This window comes from Micromonospora sp. NPDC049240, from assembly GCF_040647835.1.
Taxonomy (GTDB): Bacteria; Actinomycetota; Actinomycetes; order Mycobacteriales; family Micromonosporaceae; genus Micromonospora.
The window spans coordinates 43861-62654 of the sequence record NZ_JBEZCX010000023.1 but is presented as its reverse complement, the minus strand read 5'-3'; the positions used below and the strand labels follow the sequence as shown (position 1 = coordinate 62654).

At 70.6% G+C, this 18794-nt stretch carries 15 protein-coding genes and 2 pseudogenes; 11 read left to right on the top strand and 6 right to left on the bottom strand.

The genetic code is table 11. The features are described 5' to 3' along the window. The first annotated feature begins 1 nt into the window (after position 1). Complete coding sequence (locus AB0B02_RS27560; RefSeq protein WP_357305062.1) at positions 2-1264, top strand: MFS transporter; 1263 nt, start codon at positions 2-4, stop codon at positions 1262-1264. A 366-nt stretch (positions 1265-1630) separates the two neighbouring features. Beyond that, positions 1631-2572 carry a hypothetical protein gene (locus tag AB0B02_RS27555; RefSeq protein WP_357305059.1) on the top strand — a complete coding sequence of 314 codons (942 nt, stop codon included), beginning with the start codon at positions 1631-1633 and terminating at the stop codon, positions 2570-2572. A gap of 701 nt (positions 2573-3273) precedes the next feature. On the opposite strand, the gene AB0B02_RS27550 is transcribed toward AB0B02_RS27555, so the two are convergent. The 3 genes and pseudogenes from AB0B02_RS27550 to AB0B02_RS27540 all read right to left on the bottom strand — a co-directional run. Next, positions 3274-3669: a VOC family protein gene (locus AB0B02_RS27550; protein WP_357305186.1), complete on the bottom strand. Its 396-nt coding sequence runs from the start codon at positions 3667-3669 to the stop codon at positions 3274-3276. Beyond that, the gene (locus AB0B02_RS27545; RefSeq protein ID WP_357305192.1) at positions 3642-4199 is read right to left on the bottom strand and encodes a hypothetical protein; all 558 of its coding nucleotides are present in this window, start codon (positions 4197-4199) and stop codon (positions 3642-3644) included. Before AB0B02_RS27545 ends, AB0B02_RS27550 begins: the two co-directional genes overlap by 28 nt. Positions 4200-4204: 5 nt before the next feature. Next, positions 4205-4552, bottom strand: a pseudogene (locus AB0B02_RS27540) (transposase); the annotation flags it as partial. A gap of 209 nt (positions 4553-4761) precedes the next feature. Between AB0B02_RS27540 and AB0B02_RS27535 the strand changes: the two are divergent. The 3 genes and pseudogenes from AB0B02_RS27535 to AB0B02_RS27525 all read left to right on the top strand — a co-directional run. Further along, positions 4762-5059 (top strand): annotated as a pseudogene (locus tag AB0B02_RS27535) (alpha/beta hydrolase); the annotation flags it as partial. A gap of 29 nt (positions 5060-5088) precedes the next feature. Beyond that, on the top strand, positions 5089-5364 hold the full coding sequence (locus AB0B02_RS27530; protein ID WP_357305056.1) for an FAD-dependent oxidoreductase: 276 nt from the start codon (positions 5089-5091) through the stop codon (positions 5362-5364). Beyond that, positions 5364-7190 (top strand): glycoside hydrolase family 15 protein, encoded by a 1827-nt coding sequence (locus AB0B02_RS27525; RefSeq protein WP_357305053.1) that lies wholly within the window; start codon positions 5364-5366, stop codon positions 7188-7190. Before AB0B02_RS27530 ends, AB0B02_RS27525 begins: the two co-directional genes overlap by 1 nt. A 230-nt stretch (positions 7191-7420) precedes the next feature. Here the strand turns inward: AB0B02_RS27525 and AB0B02_RS27520 are convergent, their stop codons facing one another. Next, the gene (locus AB0B02_RS27520; RefSeq protein WP_357305050.1) at positions 7421-7954 is read right to left on the bottom strand and encodes a cupin domain-containing protein; all 534 of its coding nucleotides are present in this window, start codon (positions 7952-7954) and stop codon (positions 7421-7423) included. Between the two features lie 295 nt (positions 7955-8249). Here AB0B02_RS27520 and AB0B02_RS27515 point away from each other — a divergent pair, with 295 nt between their 5' ends. Beyond that, positions 8250-9197: an SDR family NAD(P)-dependent oxidoreductase gene (locus tag AB0B02_RS27515; protein WP_357305047.1), complete on the top strand. Its 948-nt coding sequence runs from the start codon at positions 8250-8252 to the stop codon at positions 9195-9197. A 482-nt stretch (positions 9198-9679) separates the two neighbouring features. On the opposite strand, the gene AB0B02_RS27510 is transcribed toward AB0B02_RS27515, so the two are convergent. After that, a complete protein-coding gene (locus AB0B02_RS27510; protein ID WP_357305044.1) occupies positions 9680-10606 on the bottom strand; it encodes an alpha/beta hydrolase in 927 nt (308 codons plus the stop codon). 395 nt (positions 10607-11001) lie between these two features. Continuing rightward, positions 11002-11916, bottom strand: coding sequence for a hypothetical protein (locus AB0B02_RS27505; protein WP_357305041.1), 915 nt, complete (start codon positions 11914-11916; stop codon positions 11002-11004). A gap of 2210 nt (positions 11917-14126) precedes the next feature. On the opposite strand from AB0B02_RS27505, the gene AB0B02_RS27500 reads away from it, so the two are divergent. From AB0B02_RS27500 to AB0B02_RS27480, 5 genes are all read left to right on the top strand, one after another. Further along, on the top strand, positions 14127-15029 hold the full coding sequence (locus tag AB0B02_RS27500) for an alpha/beta hydrolase (protein ID WP_357305038.1): 903 nt from the start codon (positions 14127-14129) through the stop codon (positions 15027-15029). 198 nt (positions 15030-15227) lie between these two features. Beyond that, positions 15228-16013, top strand: a complete 786-nt coding sequence (locus AB0B02_RS27495) for an ABC transporter ATP-binding protein (RefSeq protein ID WP_357305035.1) — start codon at positions 15228-15230, stop codon at positions 16011-16013. Next, on the top strand, positions 16010-16783 hold the full coding sequence (locus AB0B02_RS27490) for an ABC transporter ATP-binding protein (RefSeq protein WP_281940129.1): 774 nt from the start codon (positions 16010-16012) through the stop codon (positions 16781-16783). Before AB0B02_RS27495 ends, AB0B02_RS27490 begins: the two co-directional genes overlap by 4 nt. 27 nt (positions 16784-16810) lie before the next feature. Further along, a complete protein-coding gene (locus AB0B02_RS27485) occupies positions 16811-17689 on the top strand; it encodes a branched-chain amino acid ABC transporter permease (protein ID WP_281940131.1) in 879 nt (292 codons plus the stop codon). Beyond that, positions 17686-18786 (top strand): branched-chain amino acid ABC transporter permease, encoded by a 1101-nt coding sequence (locus tag AB0B02_RS27480; RefSeq protein ID WP_357305031.1) that lies wholly within the window; start codon positions 17686-17688, stop codon positions 18784-18786. Before AB0B02_RS27485 ends, AB0B02_RS27480 begins: the two co-directional genes overlap by 4 nt. The last annotated feature ends 8 nt before the right edge of the window (positions 18787-18794 follow it).

Sequence of the window (18794 nt, the reverse complement as noted above, 5' to 3'; positions counted from 1 at the left end):
GATGCGCCACGGTGGCCGTGCCGGCCGGCTGATCCTCACCGCCACCAGTTTCTCCGCGCTGGGAGACGGGTTCCGCTACACCGCGCTGCCGCTGCTGCTGCTGTCGATCGGCGCCGGCACGGACACCCTCTCGACGGCGTACGTGGTCAACAGTGTTCCCGGTGTGCTCTTCGTGCTCTTCGGTGGCCTGCTCTCCGACCGCTACCCGTCGAAGGCGGTCGTCGTCCTGGTCGACCTGGCGCGGGCCGTCGCGGCGACGGTGTTCACCGTGGCCCTCGTCCTCGGCGCGATCTCCGTGTGGTGGGTCTACGCGCTGGTCTTCGTGCTCGCCACGGCGGAAGTCGTCTACTTCAGTGCGGTCCAGGTGTTCCTCGCCGACGCACTCGACCGGGGCGACCTGGGCGTGGTCAACGGCCGGGTCGCGTCGATCACCACGACGGCGAACAGCCTCGCCGGGCCCGGTGCGGGCGCCTTCCTGTTCGGGCTCGCACCAGCCCTCCCATTCCTGGTCGACGCCGTGTCGTTCGGCGCGGCGGCCCTGTGCAACGCGCGGGTGCCCGCCCGGCGAACCGGGCAGCGCGAGGCGTCCATCCGGTCCTCTCCGCCCGCCGGTATGGCTGCGCAGCTTGCGGCCGGCTTCCGGGCGACCTTCGGTGATGCCTTCCTCCGCTGGTTCTTCGTCTTCGCGGTGACCCGGGCACTCGCGGCCGCGGCGGTGCTCTCCGTGCTGGCCGTCTTCGTGGTCACCGACCGGCGCCTTCCCATCGCCCACTACGGGTACGTGCTCGCGGTCGGTGCGATCGGTGGGGTCGTCGGCGGCTGGCTCGTCTCCCGCTACGGGGACCGCGTTCCGCTCTGGCGGAGCATGTGGGCGGCGAACGTCACCTTCGGGCTCTCTTTCGCGCTGCTGCCGCTGGGTGCCACGGTGCCGGTGATCGGCGCTCTGCTCGCGCTGAACCTCGCCGCCGCAGTCTGGACCGCCGTTCTGGCAGCCACCTACCGCCAGCGCGTGGTGCCCCGGAGCGAACTCGGCCGGACGAGCAGTGTGCTACGGCTCGGGGTCGGGGTGGCGACCATCCTGGGTGCGGCGATCGCGGGGCTGCTCGGTGACGCGCTACCGCTGGGCGGGCTGTTCGTCGGTCTGGGCCTTCTGGTGGTGGCCGTGTGCGGCCCCTTCGTCCGGTCGCCGCAGCGGCCCGACATCGACCTGACGTCAGCCCCCGGACCGCGCGACCAGGAATCCAACCGACTGCCGGCGCCGTGATGGTCGCTCCTCAGGTCTGGCGACGGCGGCTCGACCTGCGCATCGGCAAACCTCGCGGGTACGGCCGGGTCCGAGTGCACGTCCACAACAGGCTCAGCTGAGCCGCGTACACATGCCGTCGTGCTCGTTTCTTCGACGGTCTCCTGCGGGTTCGGGAGACGCAGACACGCTCGGTGGGCCGGTCGGCCGATCACCGACGCGATGCGCTATTCACGAGGGCGCCGAGTCCCTGACTGCCCAGGAACAGATTCCTTCCCGAATGCTACTGAGGTCCAGACCAGGATTGCCGGGTAGATGCCGGCGTCGCGCCCGACAGTCACGAAATAGTCGGATGACGACCAGCGGCGGGTCTGCCAGCCTGGTCCAATGGACGAGCGGCGAGCCAACGTTTTGGCTGAGGATCGGGTGTGGGGCGTGGTTTCCGCGGAAGCCAAGCGGATGTTGGAGAGTGGTTTGGCGCCGACCGACCTGCAGACGCTGCTGATGGCGGTCGCCCGTTCCCGGGCTGAGAAAGTTAATGCCGCCCGAGTGCTGCGGCGTTGGGGTGAGGACCGTTTCGTGCGTCCATCGGGAAGCGATCCGCGCCTGTTGTCCGAAGTTGAGGCGATGCTGTGGCGGTTGTTGCCGGACCGGTTCGTCGGGGTGGAGCTGTCACCGGTGGCGCCGTTGGGCACGTGCTCCGCGCTGGGTCCGGTGGACCAGCATCGGGTATTGAGCACGATGCGGGGGACTGAGGTGCTCAGCGATCCGACCAACGCCCTCGCGGTGGAAGCGGCCGCTCGCCGCGGTGGGCAGGGTGTCGACGGCAGGGTCGATCTCGCTGCCTGTCACCGGGTGCTGCGTGCTCAGCAGTTCGGTCCCGGCAATGCAGCGCACTTCCGGCTTTTTGCCTTAACCTCCAGCGCTCGTGATCGCGGCTCTGGACTGACCGATGCACAGTTGGTTATCGATCACATCAGTTTCTGGCAGCAAGTCTTGGCCGCGTTGCTCCCGAGGTTCGCCGCCCGGATTACCGTCACGGTGTTCGGCTGCTCCGTTCTCGCCGAGCGTCTCGTTGACACGATCGGACCGGCGGTAGCCGAGGGTCCGGTTCCCGTCGTCGAGGACCGCGCCCGCAGCCACGGGGCCGGCTACTATGCCGGCATGGCGATCGGGCTGCGGGCCCAGGCCGGCGGCCAGAGCGTCGACCTCGGCGATGGCGGGTTGACTACCTGGACCCAGCAGCTTCGCGGCGACGCGAAAGAACGCTGCTTTGTTTCCTGCCTGGCGACCGAAAGCTTCGCTGCTCTGGTCGGGCAACACGCGTAGTTCCAGGCGGCAAGCCCTGGGGGCCGGATGCGACGCGCCGCACAGCGTCGACGTGGCCTCAGCGGCCGTGTCGAGGCACGGCTCGACCACGCGATTACAGACTCGGCCGGCCCGCCGGCAAAGGAACGCACCGAGTTCGGCTCTGCGGGCAACTCGCCCCGCGGAGAGCCATTGATCGACGTCTGCCTGCTGGAGGTCGGACAAGTCCCGGCGGTGGGAGGTGAGCTCGGCCAGGATCGCGGTCGCCGCGTTCACGCGGTTACGCACGGCGGTGGCCCGCGTATCGGTGACGGGGGTGTTCGGGTAGACCCGGTTCGTAGCCGGCGCAGGTGATACCAGTGGGCGTAGCGGGAGACGACGCGGCGCTGCTGCGCATCGTCGATGGCAGCCGAGGTGCGGTGCAGCCGTTGCTGGAGGCGGGCGGTCCAGGTGCCCGTCATGGGCCGGCAGGACACCGGATGCCACGAGGACCCGTACGGGGAGATGGTCAGCGCGATCCGGGCGTCGGTGGTCAGCTCCGGCCTGATGCCGTCTCCGCAGCTCGATAGCGGCTGCACCGAGGCCACCAGGCGGCAGCTGGGACAGTCACCGTTCGATGGCCGCGGCCGCCCGCAGGTAGGGCATTGAGCAGCGTCTCGGCAAGCGGATGACGTGGTCAGGATGTGTGAGCGTTGGCGACTCGGCTGGCAAGTTCGGCGACGTCAGATGGCGCCGAGGAGGTCCCACCGGTTGCCAGCAATGTCGAGGAAGACCGCAACCCGCCCATAGGGCTCGGTCCGGGGTTCACGGACGAACGTGACGCTGGCCTCGATCATCCGCCGGTAAACGGCGTCGAAGTCGTCAACGCGGAGGAAGAACCCGACCCGGCCGGCTACCTGGTTACCGACAGCGGCACGCTGGTGTTCTCCGTCGGCGCGAGCGAGCAGCATCCCGGTGTGGGCACCCGGCGGTCGGACGACAACCCACCGTTTGGGTCGCCCGTCATTCGTCAGCGATGAGGAGTCCTCGACGAGGTCGAAGCCGAGTGCGTCGGTGAAGAACGCGATCGCGGGGTCGTACTCGTCGACGATCAGGGCAACCAAGTCGATCTGCACCACGGCAGCGTACGCGGGCTGTTCTGCTCGCCGCCCGCCCGCCGACAGCGGCATGAGCGTGCGTTCATCCGTCGCGTCGTCAGAATGCGGCGACGTGGAGGCGCCCGACGAGGTAGCGGACGACCTGGCCAGCGTATTGGCCGAGTCGTTGGCGGAGCATCAGGTTTTGGTACGCCGACTTCCGTGTCGGCCGGGATCATGTGGTTGTCTTTCCTAGACAAGTGTTCCGTTGCACCGTCGGTGATCAGGACGGTCGCCAAGCCGCCGTGGACTACGGCCGCGTTGATGGTGGGCGGTGACCAGGCCAGGGTCCGCTCCACGGCCCAGCGGCGTGAGTGCACGACGAACCCTTTCTGGTTGGCGGGTTTGCGGACGATCTCGACGGTGGTGCGCAGCAGGTCGCGGGCCCAGTCGACGAGGCGGCCGGCGAAGACGTGCCGGATGGGGGTGGCCGCGTAGGTGGCCAGTAGTGCGCCTTTGGCGCCGTCGCGGTCCTGCCAGGACGCGGTCAGGACCCAGACGGTGATCAGCAAAGCGAGGTGTCGGTGACGATGAACCGTTTCCGGCCGTTGATCTTCTTCCCGGCGTCGTAGCCGCGGGAGTCCCGCGTCACGGTGTCAGCGCCTTTCACGCTCTGCGAGTCGATGATCCCCGCCGCCGGCTCGGGCTTCCGGCCGTGAGCTACCCGGATCTGCTCACGTACACGGTCTGCCGCGGTGGGAAGTCGACCGGTAGGTACCGCCACGCGCAGCCGCTGCGCACCACGTACAAGATGGCGTCGATGACGGCCCGCCGGGGGATGCTTCTCTGGTCTGCCCATCCACTGCGGGGACGGCGGCATCGGCTCGATGATCTCCCACGCGGCATCGTCAGGCCAGACGGGCATCGCCGCACTCGATCCATGCCTGCCTATCGACCGAGTTGCATCCATCGACCGGACTCACTGCGGGACACACCCGACCGACCCCCAAGCCAAACGCGCTCTGGCTGCGGCAGTTGATCGACCAACTCGCATTCTCTCTGCTCCGGCATACCAACCGTCGCGGCGGGAAAGCAGGGCCGGTTCGGTAGCACCGCTCTGCCCTGGAGGCTCAGATGCCGATCGTCGCCGTGGGGACGGAGAACTCCGCTCCCATCGACCTGTACTACGAGGATCATGGCTCTGGTCAGCCGGTGGTGCTGATCCACGGTTTCCCGTACAACGGGGCGACCTGGGGGGAAGCAGACCCAGGCGCTGCTCAATGCCGGCTACCGGACGATCACATACGACCCGCGTGGGTTCGGCAACTCCGCCCAACCCGCGTTCGATTATGACTACGGCACGTTCGCTGCGGATCTGGACGTGCTGATGACCGACTTGGACCTTCGCGACGCGATCCTGGTCGGCCACTCGAGGACGGTGGGGCGGTCAAGACCGAGGCCGTGCTCGCGGCGGCCGGTCGGGCGCCCGTGACCGATGGGCTGGGGCTGGACGTGTCGGGTGTCCGGACGGGGGAGGGGGGCTTCGTCACGGTGGACAAGTTCCTGCGAGCCACGGCCGAGCGGACCTGGGCGGCCGGGGACGTCGCCGGCATTCCCCGGTTCACCCACGCTTCCCCGGATGACTACCGGGTCATCCGTTCCCAACTGGTCGGTACAACCGGGCATGGAGCCGGCGCGATGAGCATGCCGGCCTGCCGCCCGCCGGGAGCCCAGTGATGCCCGAGTCGCTCATCGCCGATCATGCCTTCCTCGCCGACGGGCACAGCGCCGCCTTGGTGGACCGTACCGGCTCGGTGAACTGGTGGTGCCCGCAACGGTTCGACGCACCGTCGGTGTTCGGTCGGCTCCTGGACCCGGACGCGGGGCACTGGTCCGTCCGCCCTCTCAGGGACTCCCACACGCAGTGGTCATACCTGCCCGACACACTTGTACTGCGCACCGTCCACATGACGGCGGAGGGCACCGTGGCGGTGCTGGACGCACTTGCGCTGGCACCCGACGCCCGTGGCCACGACGTCGGTCTGAACTCACCCCGCGTGCTGGTTCGGCTCGTGCACGGCCTGTCCGGAGCGGTGCCGATGCGGCTGCACTACCGACCCCGCTTCGAATACGGCCGGGTCGACGCCTACCTGGACAGGCAGGGCGACGTACTGCTGGCCGGTGCCGGCGCCGCGCGGCTGGCATTGCGCTCGACTGTTCCGCTGACCGGTCGCAACGGTGCGGCGTACGCCGACTTCACGGTCCGTGGCGGGCAGCGCGAGTGGTTCACCCTCGGTTACGCACCGGCCTACGACATCGACCCGCCAGCCTGGTACGACGCCGAGGAGGCCGTCGCCAACGCCACGGCGGGGTGGCGATCGTGGTTGAACATCCACGATTACCAGGGACCGCACCGGAACCACGTGCGGCGCAGCGCCTTGGTGCTGCAAGGCATGACCTACAGGCCCAGCGGCGCGGTCGTGGCGGCGGCAACCACCTCGCTGCCCGAGGAACTGGGTGGTGACCGCAACTACGACTACCGCTACGTCTGGGCGCGTGACTTCAGCTTCACCCTTCAGGCCCTCTGGCGCACCGCATGCTCCGACGAGGTCAACCGGCAGTTCGCCTGGCTGGGTCGGGCAATGGGCCGCCTCGGGGAGGAGCCAGTTCCGATCATGTACGGAGTGGCCGGTGAGCGGGACCTCACCGAACACCACCTTGATCACCTCGCGGGATACGCCGGCAGTCGACCCGTCACCATCGGCAACGACGCATGGCGTCAGCGCCAGACCGACGTCCCGGGGGAGGTGCTCGGCGCCGCGTGGCTCATGCGCCAGCACCTGGCCGACCCCCTGCCACCGGACACCCGCCACCTGCTGCGCGTACTGGCCGACCGGACCGTCGTCGAGTGGCGCCTACCAGATGCCGGCATGTGGGAGGCGCGCGACAGCCAGCGGCACCATCTCTCCTCCAAGGTTCAGTGCTGGACCGCCCTGGACCGGGCCGTCCGCTTCGGCACTCGGATCGGCACGACGGCCGACGTCGCCCGCTGGGCCTCCGCCCGCGACGGCGTCCGCAAGGCGATCCTGGCGTACGGGTGGAACGACTCGATCGGCGCCTACACCGGCACGCTGGACGGCGCGGAACTCGACGCCTCGGTGCTGCTCATGCCGCTGGTCGGCTTCCTGCCCGCACACGCGCCGCGGATGCGCGCGACGATCATCCTGATCCAGCAGCAGCTCTCCCACAATGGGTTGGTGCGTCGCTGGGACGGCGACCCTGCCGGATTTCTCATCTGCTCCTTCTGGCTGGTCGGCTGCCTCACGCTGGCTGGCGATCGCGACCAGGTTAGGCGGCTGTTCGAGGACCTGGTCGCCCGTGGCAACGACCTCGGCCTGTTCGCTGAACAGGTCGACCCGTTCAGCGGCGAGCAACTGGGCAACTTCCCGCAGGCCTTTTCGCACATCGGCCTGATCAACGCTGCTGCCGGGTTGGGTGAGTCCGCTGAAGGTCCCGGCGGTGTCGGCGCAGCCGCCGAACACCTGCTACCCCACAAGCCCTGAGCCCGGGTCGAGACGGTGAAGGCGGCCTTCGCAGATCCGTGCAGCAGCTCGAGGCCGCATCGACGAGGGACCCCGGCCACGACCGTGCCACGACGCGGCGGCCCGCCAAGTCAGTCGGTGATCGGGGTCGGGTGACCACGGCGAGGGCGTCGCTGGCGACCGCGGTGCCGGGCTTGGACCCGCCCGGCCGCGAATCGGCGGCGATTCCCTGTCCGGTCAGCGTGGGCCGGCTACCGGCACTGCGTCACCAAGGGCTCGTCTTCGTCAACGAAGTAGGTGGACAGCATCTTCGTGGTGACATCGGGAGTGATGTTGCGGGCGTTGTGCACCACCCCGGGCGGGATCAGAAAGGGCTGCCCCGCGTGGATCGTCAGCGTGGGCCGGTCGTCGAACTCCATGGCGACGCTGCCATGGATGAGGAAGCCCACCTCCTCACCGGGATGCCGGTGTCGCCCCGATGCCATGCCCACAGGGATCTCGAACAGCGTCTGCACGATGAGCCTGCCCGGCACGGAGGCCGGATGCCGCTGCAGCTCGGTTCGCCGAATAGTCGGTGGTTCCGCCACGCCGGGACTGTGCGCCATGGTGCCCTCCTGCCGAATCAGCGCGAAGGCCGATGGAAGCGACGTTAGCGCTCCCTCCGAGATCTGACAGGGAGAACGCCCGAAGCGATGAACCGATCTGGCCGACCTCACCGTCACCCGGAACCGTTCGCTGCCGGCGGACAACTGCTCGACCAGTTCGGTGAGCCGCGGCTTGTCCACCCCGATGCCCGACCAGCGTGCCTGGGCCGGACACCGCGTTCGCCGCGACCGCCTTGGAGGCCGGCCAGAGCGCCGCGGACCACCCGGGCCCAGAGGATCGCACGTAACGGGTTCACCTCACCGCGTGGATCGGAGCCAGCACGGTCGGGCCACGCTAGTCCCGGTCAGCAATGCCAGTTTCTCGCGCCGCAGACCGGGCATCCGCCCTCGGCCGTGGTCGGTCAGCCCGGTGTCACCACCGAATGATCAGATCGTGCCGGCGGGCAGGAATTTGCGTTTACTGACGGGAGCAGCCATGGCAGAGCGAATCGCCACCCCCTTCGGTTTCGCCTCGACCGCTAACGACGTCATCGCCGGGGTCGACCTGACCGGCAAGCGGGCCGTCATCACCGGCGGCGCCGCCGGCATCGGCCTGGAGACCGCCCGTTCACTGGCCGCCGCCGGCGCCGAGGTGGTCCTCGGGGTCCGCCGGGTCGCCGCAGGCGAGCAGGCCGCCGCCGACATCGCGGCCGGCATCGGCGCGGACCGGGTCACCGCCCGCGAGCTGGACCTGGCCGACCAGGATTCGGTACGGCGGTTCGTCGCCGGCTGGGACCAGCCGCTGCACATCCTGATCAACAACGCGGGGATCATGGCGCTCCCCGAGTTGGAACGCACCGCCGAGGGCTGGGAGATGCAGTTCGCCACCAACTTCATGGGCCACTTCGCGCTGACCGTCGGCCTGCACGACGCGCTCGCCGCAGCCGGTGACGCACGGGTGGTCTCGGTCAGCTCCAGCGGTCACCTCTTCTCCCCAGTGATCTTCGACGACCTGCACTTCGCCTTCCGGCCGTACGACCCGCTGCTGGCGTACGGGCAGTCCAAGAGCGCCGAGGCGCTGCTCGCCGTCGAGGTGACCCGCCGGTGGTCCGGTGAGGGCATCTACTCCAACGCGTTGAACCCGGGTGCGATCGCCACCGGCCTGCAGAAGCACACCGGTGGGCTGAAGTCCCCGAGGGAGCTGCACAAGACTCCGCAGCAAGGCGCCGCCACCTCGGTGCTGCTCGCCGCATCCCCGCTGCTCGACGGTGTGGGTGGCAGGTATTTCGAGGACTGCACCGAGGCGCCTGTGGTGACCGTGCGCCCCGCCGACTACACCGGTGTAGCGGCTTACGCGGTCGACCCGAGCAATGCCGAGCGGCTCTGGAGCACAGCGTCGGACCTGCTTGTGGCCGGCGCGACGAAGGCGGGCGGGACCCGATGAGCGCTGTCGGTTCTCACCGGCCCCGGCGATCAGAGCGCGCCGATGGCACGGGCGGTGGGCGACGGATACGAACTGCACGACCGAGCCCGCCGCCCGGAATCACCGGACGCCCGGCTACGGCCCGCTGAAACCCACCGCGGGTGCCGCTACAAGGAGGCACTCGGGACCATCCGGCAGCACCGGCGCGGACACGGGGCGCGGCCGGCCTCCCGTACCGAAGGGCTCGGGAGTACGTGCCGAGGTGGCGGAGGGATCCGGGCGGCTCGGCAACAACGCGTAGCGCAATTCCAAGACGACCCGCAGGATGCCCACCGCTCACGCTGACATCATCGATACCGACCTGCTGGAGCTCCTCCGCTCCTGACGCGTGGCCGGCCGCCTCCGACGCCGCCCGGACGATGGAGTCGATCTGGTGCGAGGCGCCGCCGAGCTGGGTCGGAGCCACCGGGGGCGGGATCAGAATGGTTGCCCCGTGTGGATCGTCAGCGTGGACCGCTGACTTGGAGCACCGCGTCGGCGAATTGCTGGGGCGCTTCCTGCGGCAGGTTGTGCCCGACGCCACCGGCCACCGTCCGATGCTCGTAGCGGCCGGTGAACCGCTTCGCGTAAACGGACGGGTCGAGGTGCGGGGCACCATTGGCGTCCCCCTCCATGGTGACGGTGGGCACGCCGATGCCGGGGTTCCTGGCGAGCTTCTCCTCCCATTCGTCGTACCGGGGCTCGCCGGATGCGAGACCGAGCCGCCACCGGTAGTTGTGGATCACCACGTCGACGTGATCGGGGTTGTCCAGGGCGGCGGCGCTCTGCGCGAACGTCTCCTCGTCGAACGCCCACCTGGGGGACGCGGTGCGCCAGATCAGCCGGGCGAAGTCGTGGCGATCGCGCGCGTACCCGTCGCGGCCCCGGTCGGTGGCGAAGTAGAACTGGTACCACCAGGTCAGTTCCGCCGCCGGGGGCAGCGGGGTACGGCCGGATGCCTGGCTTGCGATGAGGTAGCCGCTCACCGACACCAGTCCGTTGCAGCGCTCGGGCCAGAGGGCGGCGATGACGTTGGCCGTACGGGCACCCCAGTCGAAACCGGCCAGTGTCGCCGACTGGACACCGAGGGCGTCCAGGAACGCGATGGTGTCGTGGGCGAGCGCCGCCGGCTGGCCGTTGCGGATCGTGTCGCCGGAGCGGATCCGGGTGGTTCCGTGACCCCGCAGATATGGCACGAGCACCCGCCGGCCGACTGCGGTCAGACGCGGCACGACCTCGGCGAAGCTGTGGATGTCGTACGGCCAGCCGTGCAGGAGGACCACCACCGGGCCGTCCGGGGGCCCGGCGTCGACGTACCCGACGTCCAGCGCTCCCGCGTCGACCTGTCGCAGGTCGGTGGCGAAGCTCGCCAGGTTGGTGGCCTCGTTCATCCCCGCTACTCCTCGTGCTCGCCCGCGCTGACTGCACGGTAGGGCGGTGCGTCGGGCGCCGGCGAGGTTTCGGAGGAAGCCACTGCGTCGGTCCGGCGTGGTGGCTAGGATCCCGCGTCCCGTTGACGCTGCAGACGATGTCGCGTCCGGTCACCTGGAGAACACGGGTCTGCGACCTGACCATCGTCTGGCACACCGACGCGGCGCTGGCCGACCTCGACCCGATCGATTGGTTCCGTTGAACCACCGTCGCCAGCGCCAGCGTCCGTGCCTGCTCGTTGGGGTCGGTGAGGGAACGGGCGGGGGCCTCGGTCGGTCGGTGGGCTGCAGAGCCAGGCCGGGGGACGTCGCCGAACGCGCCGGCAGCGCCGACGACCAGCGCCCGGCACCGCGGGTCAGCAGAACGGGGTCCCGAGCTCGAAGCGGCCCGGGTTCCGCACATCGTCGATTGCTCCCGAGGCGCCGGTTCGCGCCAGGATCTTCTGGTAGCTGGCGTGCCCCTGAGAGATCAGCGCTCCATCGGCGTCCAACGTGCTGCGGTCGGCACACCTCATCGGACTGACCGAGAACGGATGACCGCCGTCGTCTATGACGATGTGCCTGGCCTCGTCCCCGATGTGGTAGTCGATCTGGATCTCGAAGGACACCGCTGATCGGGTGGTCATCGACCGGATGATCACGACGTCCTGGGCGGCGTCTTTGATCGTGAGGGTCTTCTTCAGGAAGTAGGGCTCGCCCGGTTTGTAGTCTCCATTGTCGTCGTCGAGCGCGATCCGTGCCTGCGGTTCGAGGTCGTCGAAGTTGAACACCATCTCGGCGGTGTTGCCGCCTTCCTGCGGGGGGACCAGCAGCAGCGTGCCGTCGTACGGCTTCCGGTGGCGGATGTTGACGGGCTTGATGCTGTCCACTCGGATTGGCTGGTTGCGGCGCCCTACGACAGCCAGCCGCAGCGTCTGCTTCGGAACCTCGGCGCCGCCGACCGCCCGTAGCTCACCGGCGAGCCGGTCCAGGGTGTACCCGTCGACCTCCGGAGCGGTGTACGACGACTTCGCCAGGAAGCTCTTCTGCGCGGGGGTCAAAGCGACTCCCGCGGGCAGTGCGATGATCCAGCCTTCATTCTCATGGGTGATGGTGTAGCGGACATCGTCCTTCGCCCGGGTGACCTCACGGATCCAGTCCTTGGCGGCCGGCCCGTCGACAACCTCGCGTCCCACCCACACCACGAGCGTGCCGAGGACGCCGGTGACCACCACGGTTGCCACACCGGCGATCCAGGCGGCCGACTTGCTGAGGCGCCGCCACCACGGCACGGGAGGCTGCTTCTCCGGTTGCCTGTTCGGCGGGACCGCCTTCGTCGTACGCGCCGTTGCCTTCCGCCTCTTCCGCGACATCCTGCCCTCTCCTTGGAACCTGCATCCCGCCCTACATCGGGGCGCCCCGACTGCCGGGCGACATCCCGACAGCGCAGAGTACAGAGGCGATCACGCGGCTCGAAGCAAGGTGGCTCTTGTCCGCTATGAGCGTTTCGCATTGCCCCCGTTCATCGGCTGGATCGACTGGTACAACAACCAGCGCCTGCACTCCACCCTCGGGCATGTCCCACCGCGCGCCTGGTGGCGACAGCGCTCGCCTGGTCTACGCCACTCGGGTCAGCAAGGATCAAGGGTCGGGCCGGGTAGCGCCAGCCGCAGCGGGGACCAACCGTCGGACATGACGTCCACATCGGCTGCTGCCGTGGCCATCGCCGCCACGACTGCGGGCGACGAGTGCTGGGCCGCGACGTGCCGGGCCGAGTCATGCCCGAGCGGCATGCAGGGGTCGACTCCCGCTGCCAGACGAGCCCGCACCTCATCCTCGCAACCGCCAGCCCGCCACGGCACTCCATCCCACCCCGTCATGACCAGCCCTCCCGTCGCCTGGCCACGACGCGACGCTGCGGAGCGTAGCGCCGGCCGGACGGTCGCCACCCGCTCCACGACGGCGATCCGGTGGCGGGGCCTGCCGCCGCCACGAGCCGCTCGACGGACGGCGCCCCGGTGGAGCCGCTCCGGGAGCCCGCTCACGATGAGCGGGCTCCCGGCGGCTGGCCGGTGCTGCCATCCCCGGGTCAGGTGACGTGCGGTACCCGCGCCGCAGGTCGGGCAGGACGGACGTCACTGGTGGGTCCGGGCTCTGGCACCGACATGTGCCATTACCTGGGGTGGCGCGACTGCAGGGATGAGTGGGAACCCGGGAGATGCGAGCGCGCAGCAGGCGGGCAGTGGTTGCCGTACCTGCATCCTGGTCGCGCCGGCCGGCAGTCCGGTCGGGCGATCACCTCCGTCGCCGGTATCGGGTAGGCCCTGGCCCTTGACCGCGGCTGGAGTTGAGCGATCGTGCGCGGAGCGCCGCGTGATGCGGTCCGGGGCGGGGCCACCTCGCCTCCCGCCTCGGTTCGGGTCCACGGCGGCCCACCGCGGGACGCACGAGATGCTCCCGTGAGTCCTGCGGCTCAGCGGGCGGGACGAGCGGTTCGCACCATGGCTCCCGCACCAGGGTGGACCGGCTGCGCCGGGCGATCAGGGGCTTGAGAAGGATGCCGGCGGCGAGGCTGGACGAGTTGTCGAGGAGCTCGCGGGTTGTACTGACGTGGAACGTGCCGTGGCCGAGGCCGGGATTGCAGCGGCCCACGAGCAGAAAAGGGTTCGTGCGCCGAAGGATCCGGGACAGCACGGCATGCGGATGCGTAGACATGGTCTGATCTCTCTGAGGACGTGACAGACGGCATGGGAAAGAGCCGACGGCGACGTCGGCGACCGATGCATCGGGAAGGCGTCAGGTCTAGAGAGCAGGCGGCGTCACGCGGGGTGAAGTCCTCTCGTGGGCGGGTGGAGAAGATCCAGTTACAAGCTAGGCCGGGACGAACTGGCGAGGCTACCCATTTTGGGGTACGGACAGCGGAGTCTTCGCTGACCGTCCGGGCCGGCGAAGTGGCCAGGGTGGGAGGCCGAGCACCACCTGCTCGACATCCGCCGCGCTGCCGAGCCGCGGACGGCAGGCAGGGCCTGACGCCTCTCGGCGTCAGGCTTGCGGCGGCGAAGGTAACCGGGACCGGCCGCCGCGACGGCACCTCGCCGACTGGTCGCAGGTCGGTGGATCGGCGGGAGTCGGGCACTGCGCCTTGTGCGTCCGGCCGTCGAGCAGGTGGGACGGCTGCGCCGGCGGCGCGGCAGCAGGGCGGCCGGGTGCCGGTGGGCAGTATCAGCCCGGAGCCCGTGCAGATGGTGGTGACGAAGGTGCCGACGACGAAGTCGAGCCCGCGCTCGATGAGCGATGGCGGCATCGGGACGTACCGGCCGGAGCCGAAGCCGGTGAGTTGTCAGTCAGCGGCTTGAGTCAGATCAGCCGGTTGATCCGTTCGCCGGCGGGCAGTGCCAGCGGCACCAGCAGCGGTACCGGCGATTTTGCCGATGCGGACGAGGGCGGGCAGGGCAAAGGATGACATCTGTCGATGTAAGCCCACCCGTAGGGAGTGCCCGGCATGTCATCACCAACCACCACCCATCCCCGTTCCCTCGCTGCTCGTGCCGTCGGGATGGCGCTGGCCGCCGTTCTGGCCGCCGGCGGCGTGCTCGGCGCGTCGTCCGGCGCCGCGCAGGCCGCGGAAAACCCGTACGAGCGCGGCCCCGACCCCACCGTGGCGATCCTGGAAGCCAGCCGTGGCCCGTTCGCCGTCGCCACGGAGAACGTCTCCTCCCTCAGCGTCACCGGCTTCGGTGGGGGAGTCATCTACTACCCGACCAGCACGAGCGCGGGCACCTTCGGCGCCATCGCCATCTCGCCCGGCTACACCGCCGCCTGGTCCAGCATCGACTGGCTCGGGCCCCGGATCGCCTCACACGGCTTCGTGGTGATCGGCATCGAGACGATCACCCGTCTGGACCAGCCGGACAGCCGGGGCCGGCAGCTGCTGGCGGCGCTGGACTACCTGACCCAGCGCAGCTCGGTGCGTGGCCGGATCGACGCCACCCGGCTCGCGGTCGCCGGCCACTCGATGGGCGGCGGCGGGACGCTGGAGGCCGCCGCGTCGCGCCCGTCGCTGCAGGCCGCCGTGCCGCTGGCGCCGTGGAACCTGGACAAGACCTGGTCCGGGATCCAGGTGCCGACCCTGATCGTCGGTGGCGAGGCGGACACCGTCGCCCCGGTCGCGACGCACTCCGAGCCCTTCTACAACAGCATCCCGGCCTCGGCCGAGAAGGCGTACCTGGAGTTGAACGGGGCCAGCCACTTCTTCCCGCAGACGGTGAACACGCCCACTGCCCGGCAGATGGTGGCCTGGCTGAAGCGGTTCGTCGACAACGACACCCGGTACGAGCAGTTCCTCTGCCCGGGACCGACCGGTCTGGCGATCGAGGAGTACCGCAACACCTGCCCGAGCGCCTGACCCCGTCAGGCGGCCTGACCGCCCCGCCGTCGCCCCGCGCGACGGCGGGCCGGCTGCCGTCCGGTCCCGGTGCACCGTGCCCGGTCGGGTCCGGGCTCGCCGCCGACGCGGGCGCCGGGCGGAGGTATTGACGCCGGAGGCGAGAAACGTACACTCCGAGTGTAAATATCGCGCCCCGCCGGACCGAGGGATGGGCCAATGGAGCAAGGGCTCGCGCTGCACAACATCGGGGTGCGCTTCGGTGGTCTCACCGCCCTCGACGACGTCTCGCTGCGGGTGCCCGCCGGCCGGGTGGTCGGCGTGATCGGCCCCAACGGCGCGGGGAAGACCACCCTGTTCAACGTCATCTGCGGCTTCGTCGCCCCGGACGCGGGCACCCTCACCCTCGACGGCCGCCCACTGCGGCCCCGGCCGCACCGGCTGACCCGGCTGGGCATCGCCCGGACGCTGCAGGGCACCGGGCTCTTCGCCGGGCTCACCGTGCTGGAGAACGTGATGGCCGGCGCCACCCACACCGCCCGTGCCGGCTTCCTGCCGGCGCTGCTCGGCCTGCCCGCCAGCGACCGCGACGAGCACCGGCTGCGCCGGGACGCCCTCGACGTGCTCGACCGGCTGGGCATCGCCGGGCACGCCGCCGCCGCGCCGGGCACGCTGCCCTTCGCCGTACGGCAGCGGGCCGCCCTGGCCCGCGCCCTGGTGGCCCGGCCCCGGCTGCTCCTGCTCGACGAGCCCGCCGGCGGCCTCGGCGCCGAGGACATCGCCGAGCTCGCGGAGCTGATCCGCGAGCTGCCCGGTCGTGACCCGGACCCCTGCGCGGTGCTGCTCGTCGAGCATCACATGGATCTGGTGATGTCCGTCTGCGACGACATCGTGGTGCTCGACTTCGGGCGGGTGATCGCCGCCGGCACGCCGGACGAGGTGCGCGACGACCCGGCGGTCGCCGACGCCTACCTGGGCGCGGCCGTGGACGAGGCCGCCGCATGAGCGGGCGAATCAGCCGGCTCGACGCGCCGGCCCCGCACGGCGGTGGCGCGAGCGGCGGGGACCTGCTCACCGTGCGGGGGCTGGTGGCCGGCTACGGCGCCGCGCCGGTGCTGCGCGAGGTCGACCTCGCCGTCCCCGCCGGTACCATCGCGGCGGTGGTCGGGGCGAACGGCGCCGGCAAGACCACTCTGCTGCGCGCCCTGTCCGGCATGCTGCGCCCGCTGGCCGGCCAGGTCGTGCTCGCCGGGGAGGACCTGCGCGGCACTCCGGTGGAGCAACTGGTGCGCCGGGGGATGGCGCACGTCCCGGAGGGGCGTGGGGTGATCGGCGAGCTCACCGTGGACGAGAACCTGCGGCTGGGCGGGCTGTGGCGCCGCGACAAGGCCGACTCCGCCCGCGCCCGGGACGAGGTGTACCAGCTTTTCGAGCCGCTGGCCCGGCGTCGTGGCCACCTCGGCCACCAGCTCTCCGGCGGCGAACGGCAGATGCTCGCCCTCGGCCGGGCCCTGGTCGGCCGGCCCCGCCTGCTGCTGCTCGACGAGCCGTCGCTCGGCCTGGCGCCGCGGGTGGTCGCCCAGATCATGGCCCTGCTGCGCCAGCTGCGCGACGGCACCGGGCTGACCGTGCTGCTGGTCGAGCAGAACGTCCGCAGCGCTCTCTCCGTCGCCGACCAGGGGATCGTGATGTCCCTCGGCCGGGTGGTCCGCGCCGCCCCGGCGCAGCGGCTGCGCGACGACGTCGACCTGCGGCACGCGTATCTCGGTTTCTGAACCCCTCGTCTCCTCCGAAGGAGGACTGTGGAGCGCTTCGTCTTCCTCACCTTCGACGGCTTCTCCCGGGGCGCCGTCTACGCGGCGTTCGCGCTGGCACTGGTGCTCATCTGGCGGGCCGCGCGGATCGTCAACTTCGCCCAGGGCGCGATGGCCGTCGCGGCCGCGTACGTCGCCTACAGCGTGTCCGAGTCGACCGGCTCCTACTGGCTGGGCTTCCTGGCCGCGCTCGCCGCCGGTCTGCTGCTCGGCGCGGTCGTGGACCGGGCGGTGATGCGCTTCGTCGACCACGCCTCACCGCTCAACCCGGTGATCGTCGCGCTCGGGCTGGTCCTGTTGATCCAGGCCGTCCTCGGCATGCTCTACGGCAACGAGTTCCGCCCCGCCGGGACGCCGTTCAGCCGCGCCGCGCTCACCGTCGGCGGGTTCGCCGTCGGCTCACCGTACGACCTGTTCGTCTTCGCCACGGTGGGGGTGACCATGGTCGCGCTCGCCTGGATCTTCGCGCGTACCCCGGTCGGCCTGCGGATGCGCGCGGCGGCCTTCGCCCCGGAGGTCTCCCGCCTGCTGGGGGTCAACGTGGGCGGCATGCTCGCCCTCGGCTGGGCCCTCGCCTCGGGGGTGGGTGCCCTGGCCGCCATGCTGGTGATCCCCACCGAACTGGGCCTGCACCCGAACGCCATGGACCTGGTCTTCGTCTCGGCGTTCACCGCGGCGGTGGTCGGCGGACTGGACAGCCCGCCGGGGGCGGTGGTCGGCGGGCTGGTGGTGGGCCTGCTGCTCTCCTACGTCAGCGGATACGCCGGCAGCGACCTCACCCCGCTCGCGGTACTGGTCCTGCTGCTGGCCGTGCTGCTGGTCCGGCCCGGCGGGCTGTTCGCCTCGGTCGCCGCGAGGCGGGTGTGAGCGCCACCCGGGCGGCGGCGCCGCAGCGGGCGGCCACCGGCACGCGCGCCGACGACCGCCGCGGGTCCACTCTGCTGCGGCACCTGGCGGTGGCGGCCATCGCGGCCCTGCTGGTGCTGGCGGCGAGCTACGGCCTGGCGCCGTTCCGCAACTTCCAGCTCGCCACGGTGGCCGCCTACCTCTGCGCGACCGCCGGACTGACCGTCCTGACCGGACTCAACGGTCAGCTCTCGCTCGGGCACGGCGCGCTGATGGCGATCGGCGCCTACACGGTGGCGCTGTGCCAGGGCGCGTTCGCCGACCACGGGATGACCGACGGCTGGCTGCTCCCGCTGTCGCTGGTCGCGGCGGTGCTGGTCACGGTGGGCGTCGGTGCGGTGGTCGGGGCGGCCGCCGCCCGCCTGCGCGGTCCGTACCTCGCCGGCGTGACGCTGGCCGTCGCGGTCGTGGTGCCCGCCCTCACGGTCACCTTCGACGACGTCTTCAACGGCGACCAGGGGCTCTCCGTGCCGGTCGAGCCGCCGCCGCTGGCGCTCGGCGCCTACTTCCCCTACGAGCGGTGGCAGCTCTGGATCGCCACGGCGGCCACCCTGGTCGCCCTGGTGCTGCTGGCCAACCTGGTCCGCAGCCGGTACGGCCGCACCTTCCGGGCGGTCCGGGACGACGAGGTGGCGGCCCGCCTCGCCGGCATCCACGTGGCCCGTACCCAGGTGCTCGCCTTCGTGGTCAGCGCGGCCGGCGCCGGGCTCGGCGGCGCGCTGCTCGCGGTGCTCGCGCAGAGCGTCTCGCCCGGGGGGTTCTCGCTGACCCTGTCGCTCTTCCTGCTCATGGCCGTGGTGATCGGCGGTCTCGGCCGCCTCGTCGGGGCGCTCTGGGGAGCCGTCCTGCTGGTCGCCCTGCCCGACCTGACGCACTCCGTGACCGACCTGTTCACCGTCTCACCCGCGGTGGCGCAGCGGCTGGAGGGCAACCTGCCGTTGGCGATCTTCGGGATCACCCTGGTCGTCGTCATGATCGCCGCGCCCGGCGGCGTGCAGGGACTGCTGTCCCGGCTCGGCCGGGAGCTACTGGCCCGGTGGCCGGAGCGGCGGTCCTAGCAAGCCCC

Bases quoted from the DNA above. Each gene is read 5' to 3' on its own strand.
- AB0B02_RS27560 (WP_357305062.1), top strand. From the start codon at position 2: ATGCGCCACGGTGGCCGTGCCGGCCGGCTGATCCTCACCGCCACCAGT.
- AB0B02_RS27555 (WP_357305059.1), top strand. From the start codon at position 1,631: ATGGACGAGCGGCGAGCCAACGTTTTGGCTGAGGATCGGGTGTGGGGC.
- AB0B02_RS27525 (WP_357305053.1), top strand. From the start codon at position 5,364: ATGCCCGAGTCGCTCATCGCCGATCATGCCTTCCTCGCCGACGGGCAC.
- AB0B02_RS27515 (WP_357305047.1), top strand. From the start codon at position 8,250: ATGGCAGAGCGAATCGCCACCCCCTTCGGTTTCGCCTCGACCGCTAAC.
- AB0B02_RS27510 (WP_357305044.1), bottom strand. From the start codon at position 10,606: ATGAACGAGGCCACCAACCTGGCGAGCTTCGCCACCGACCTGCGACAG.
- AB0B02_RS27500 (WP_357305038.1), top strand. From the start codon at position 14,127: ATGTCATCACCAACCACCACCCATCCCCGTTCCCTCGCTGCTCGTGCC.
- AB0B02_RS27495 (WP_357305035.1), top strand. From the start codon at position 15,228: ATGGAGCAAGGGCTCGCGCTGCACAACATCGGGGTGCGCTTCGGTGGT.
- AB0B02_RS27490 (WP_281940129.1), top strand. From the start codon at position 16,010: ATGAGCGGGCGAATCAGCCGGCTCGACGCGCCGGCCCCGCACGGCGGT.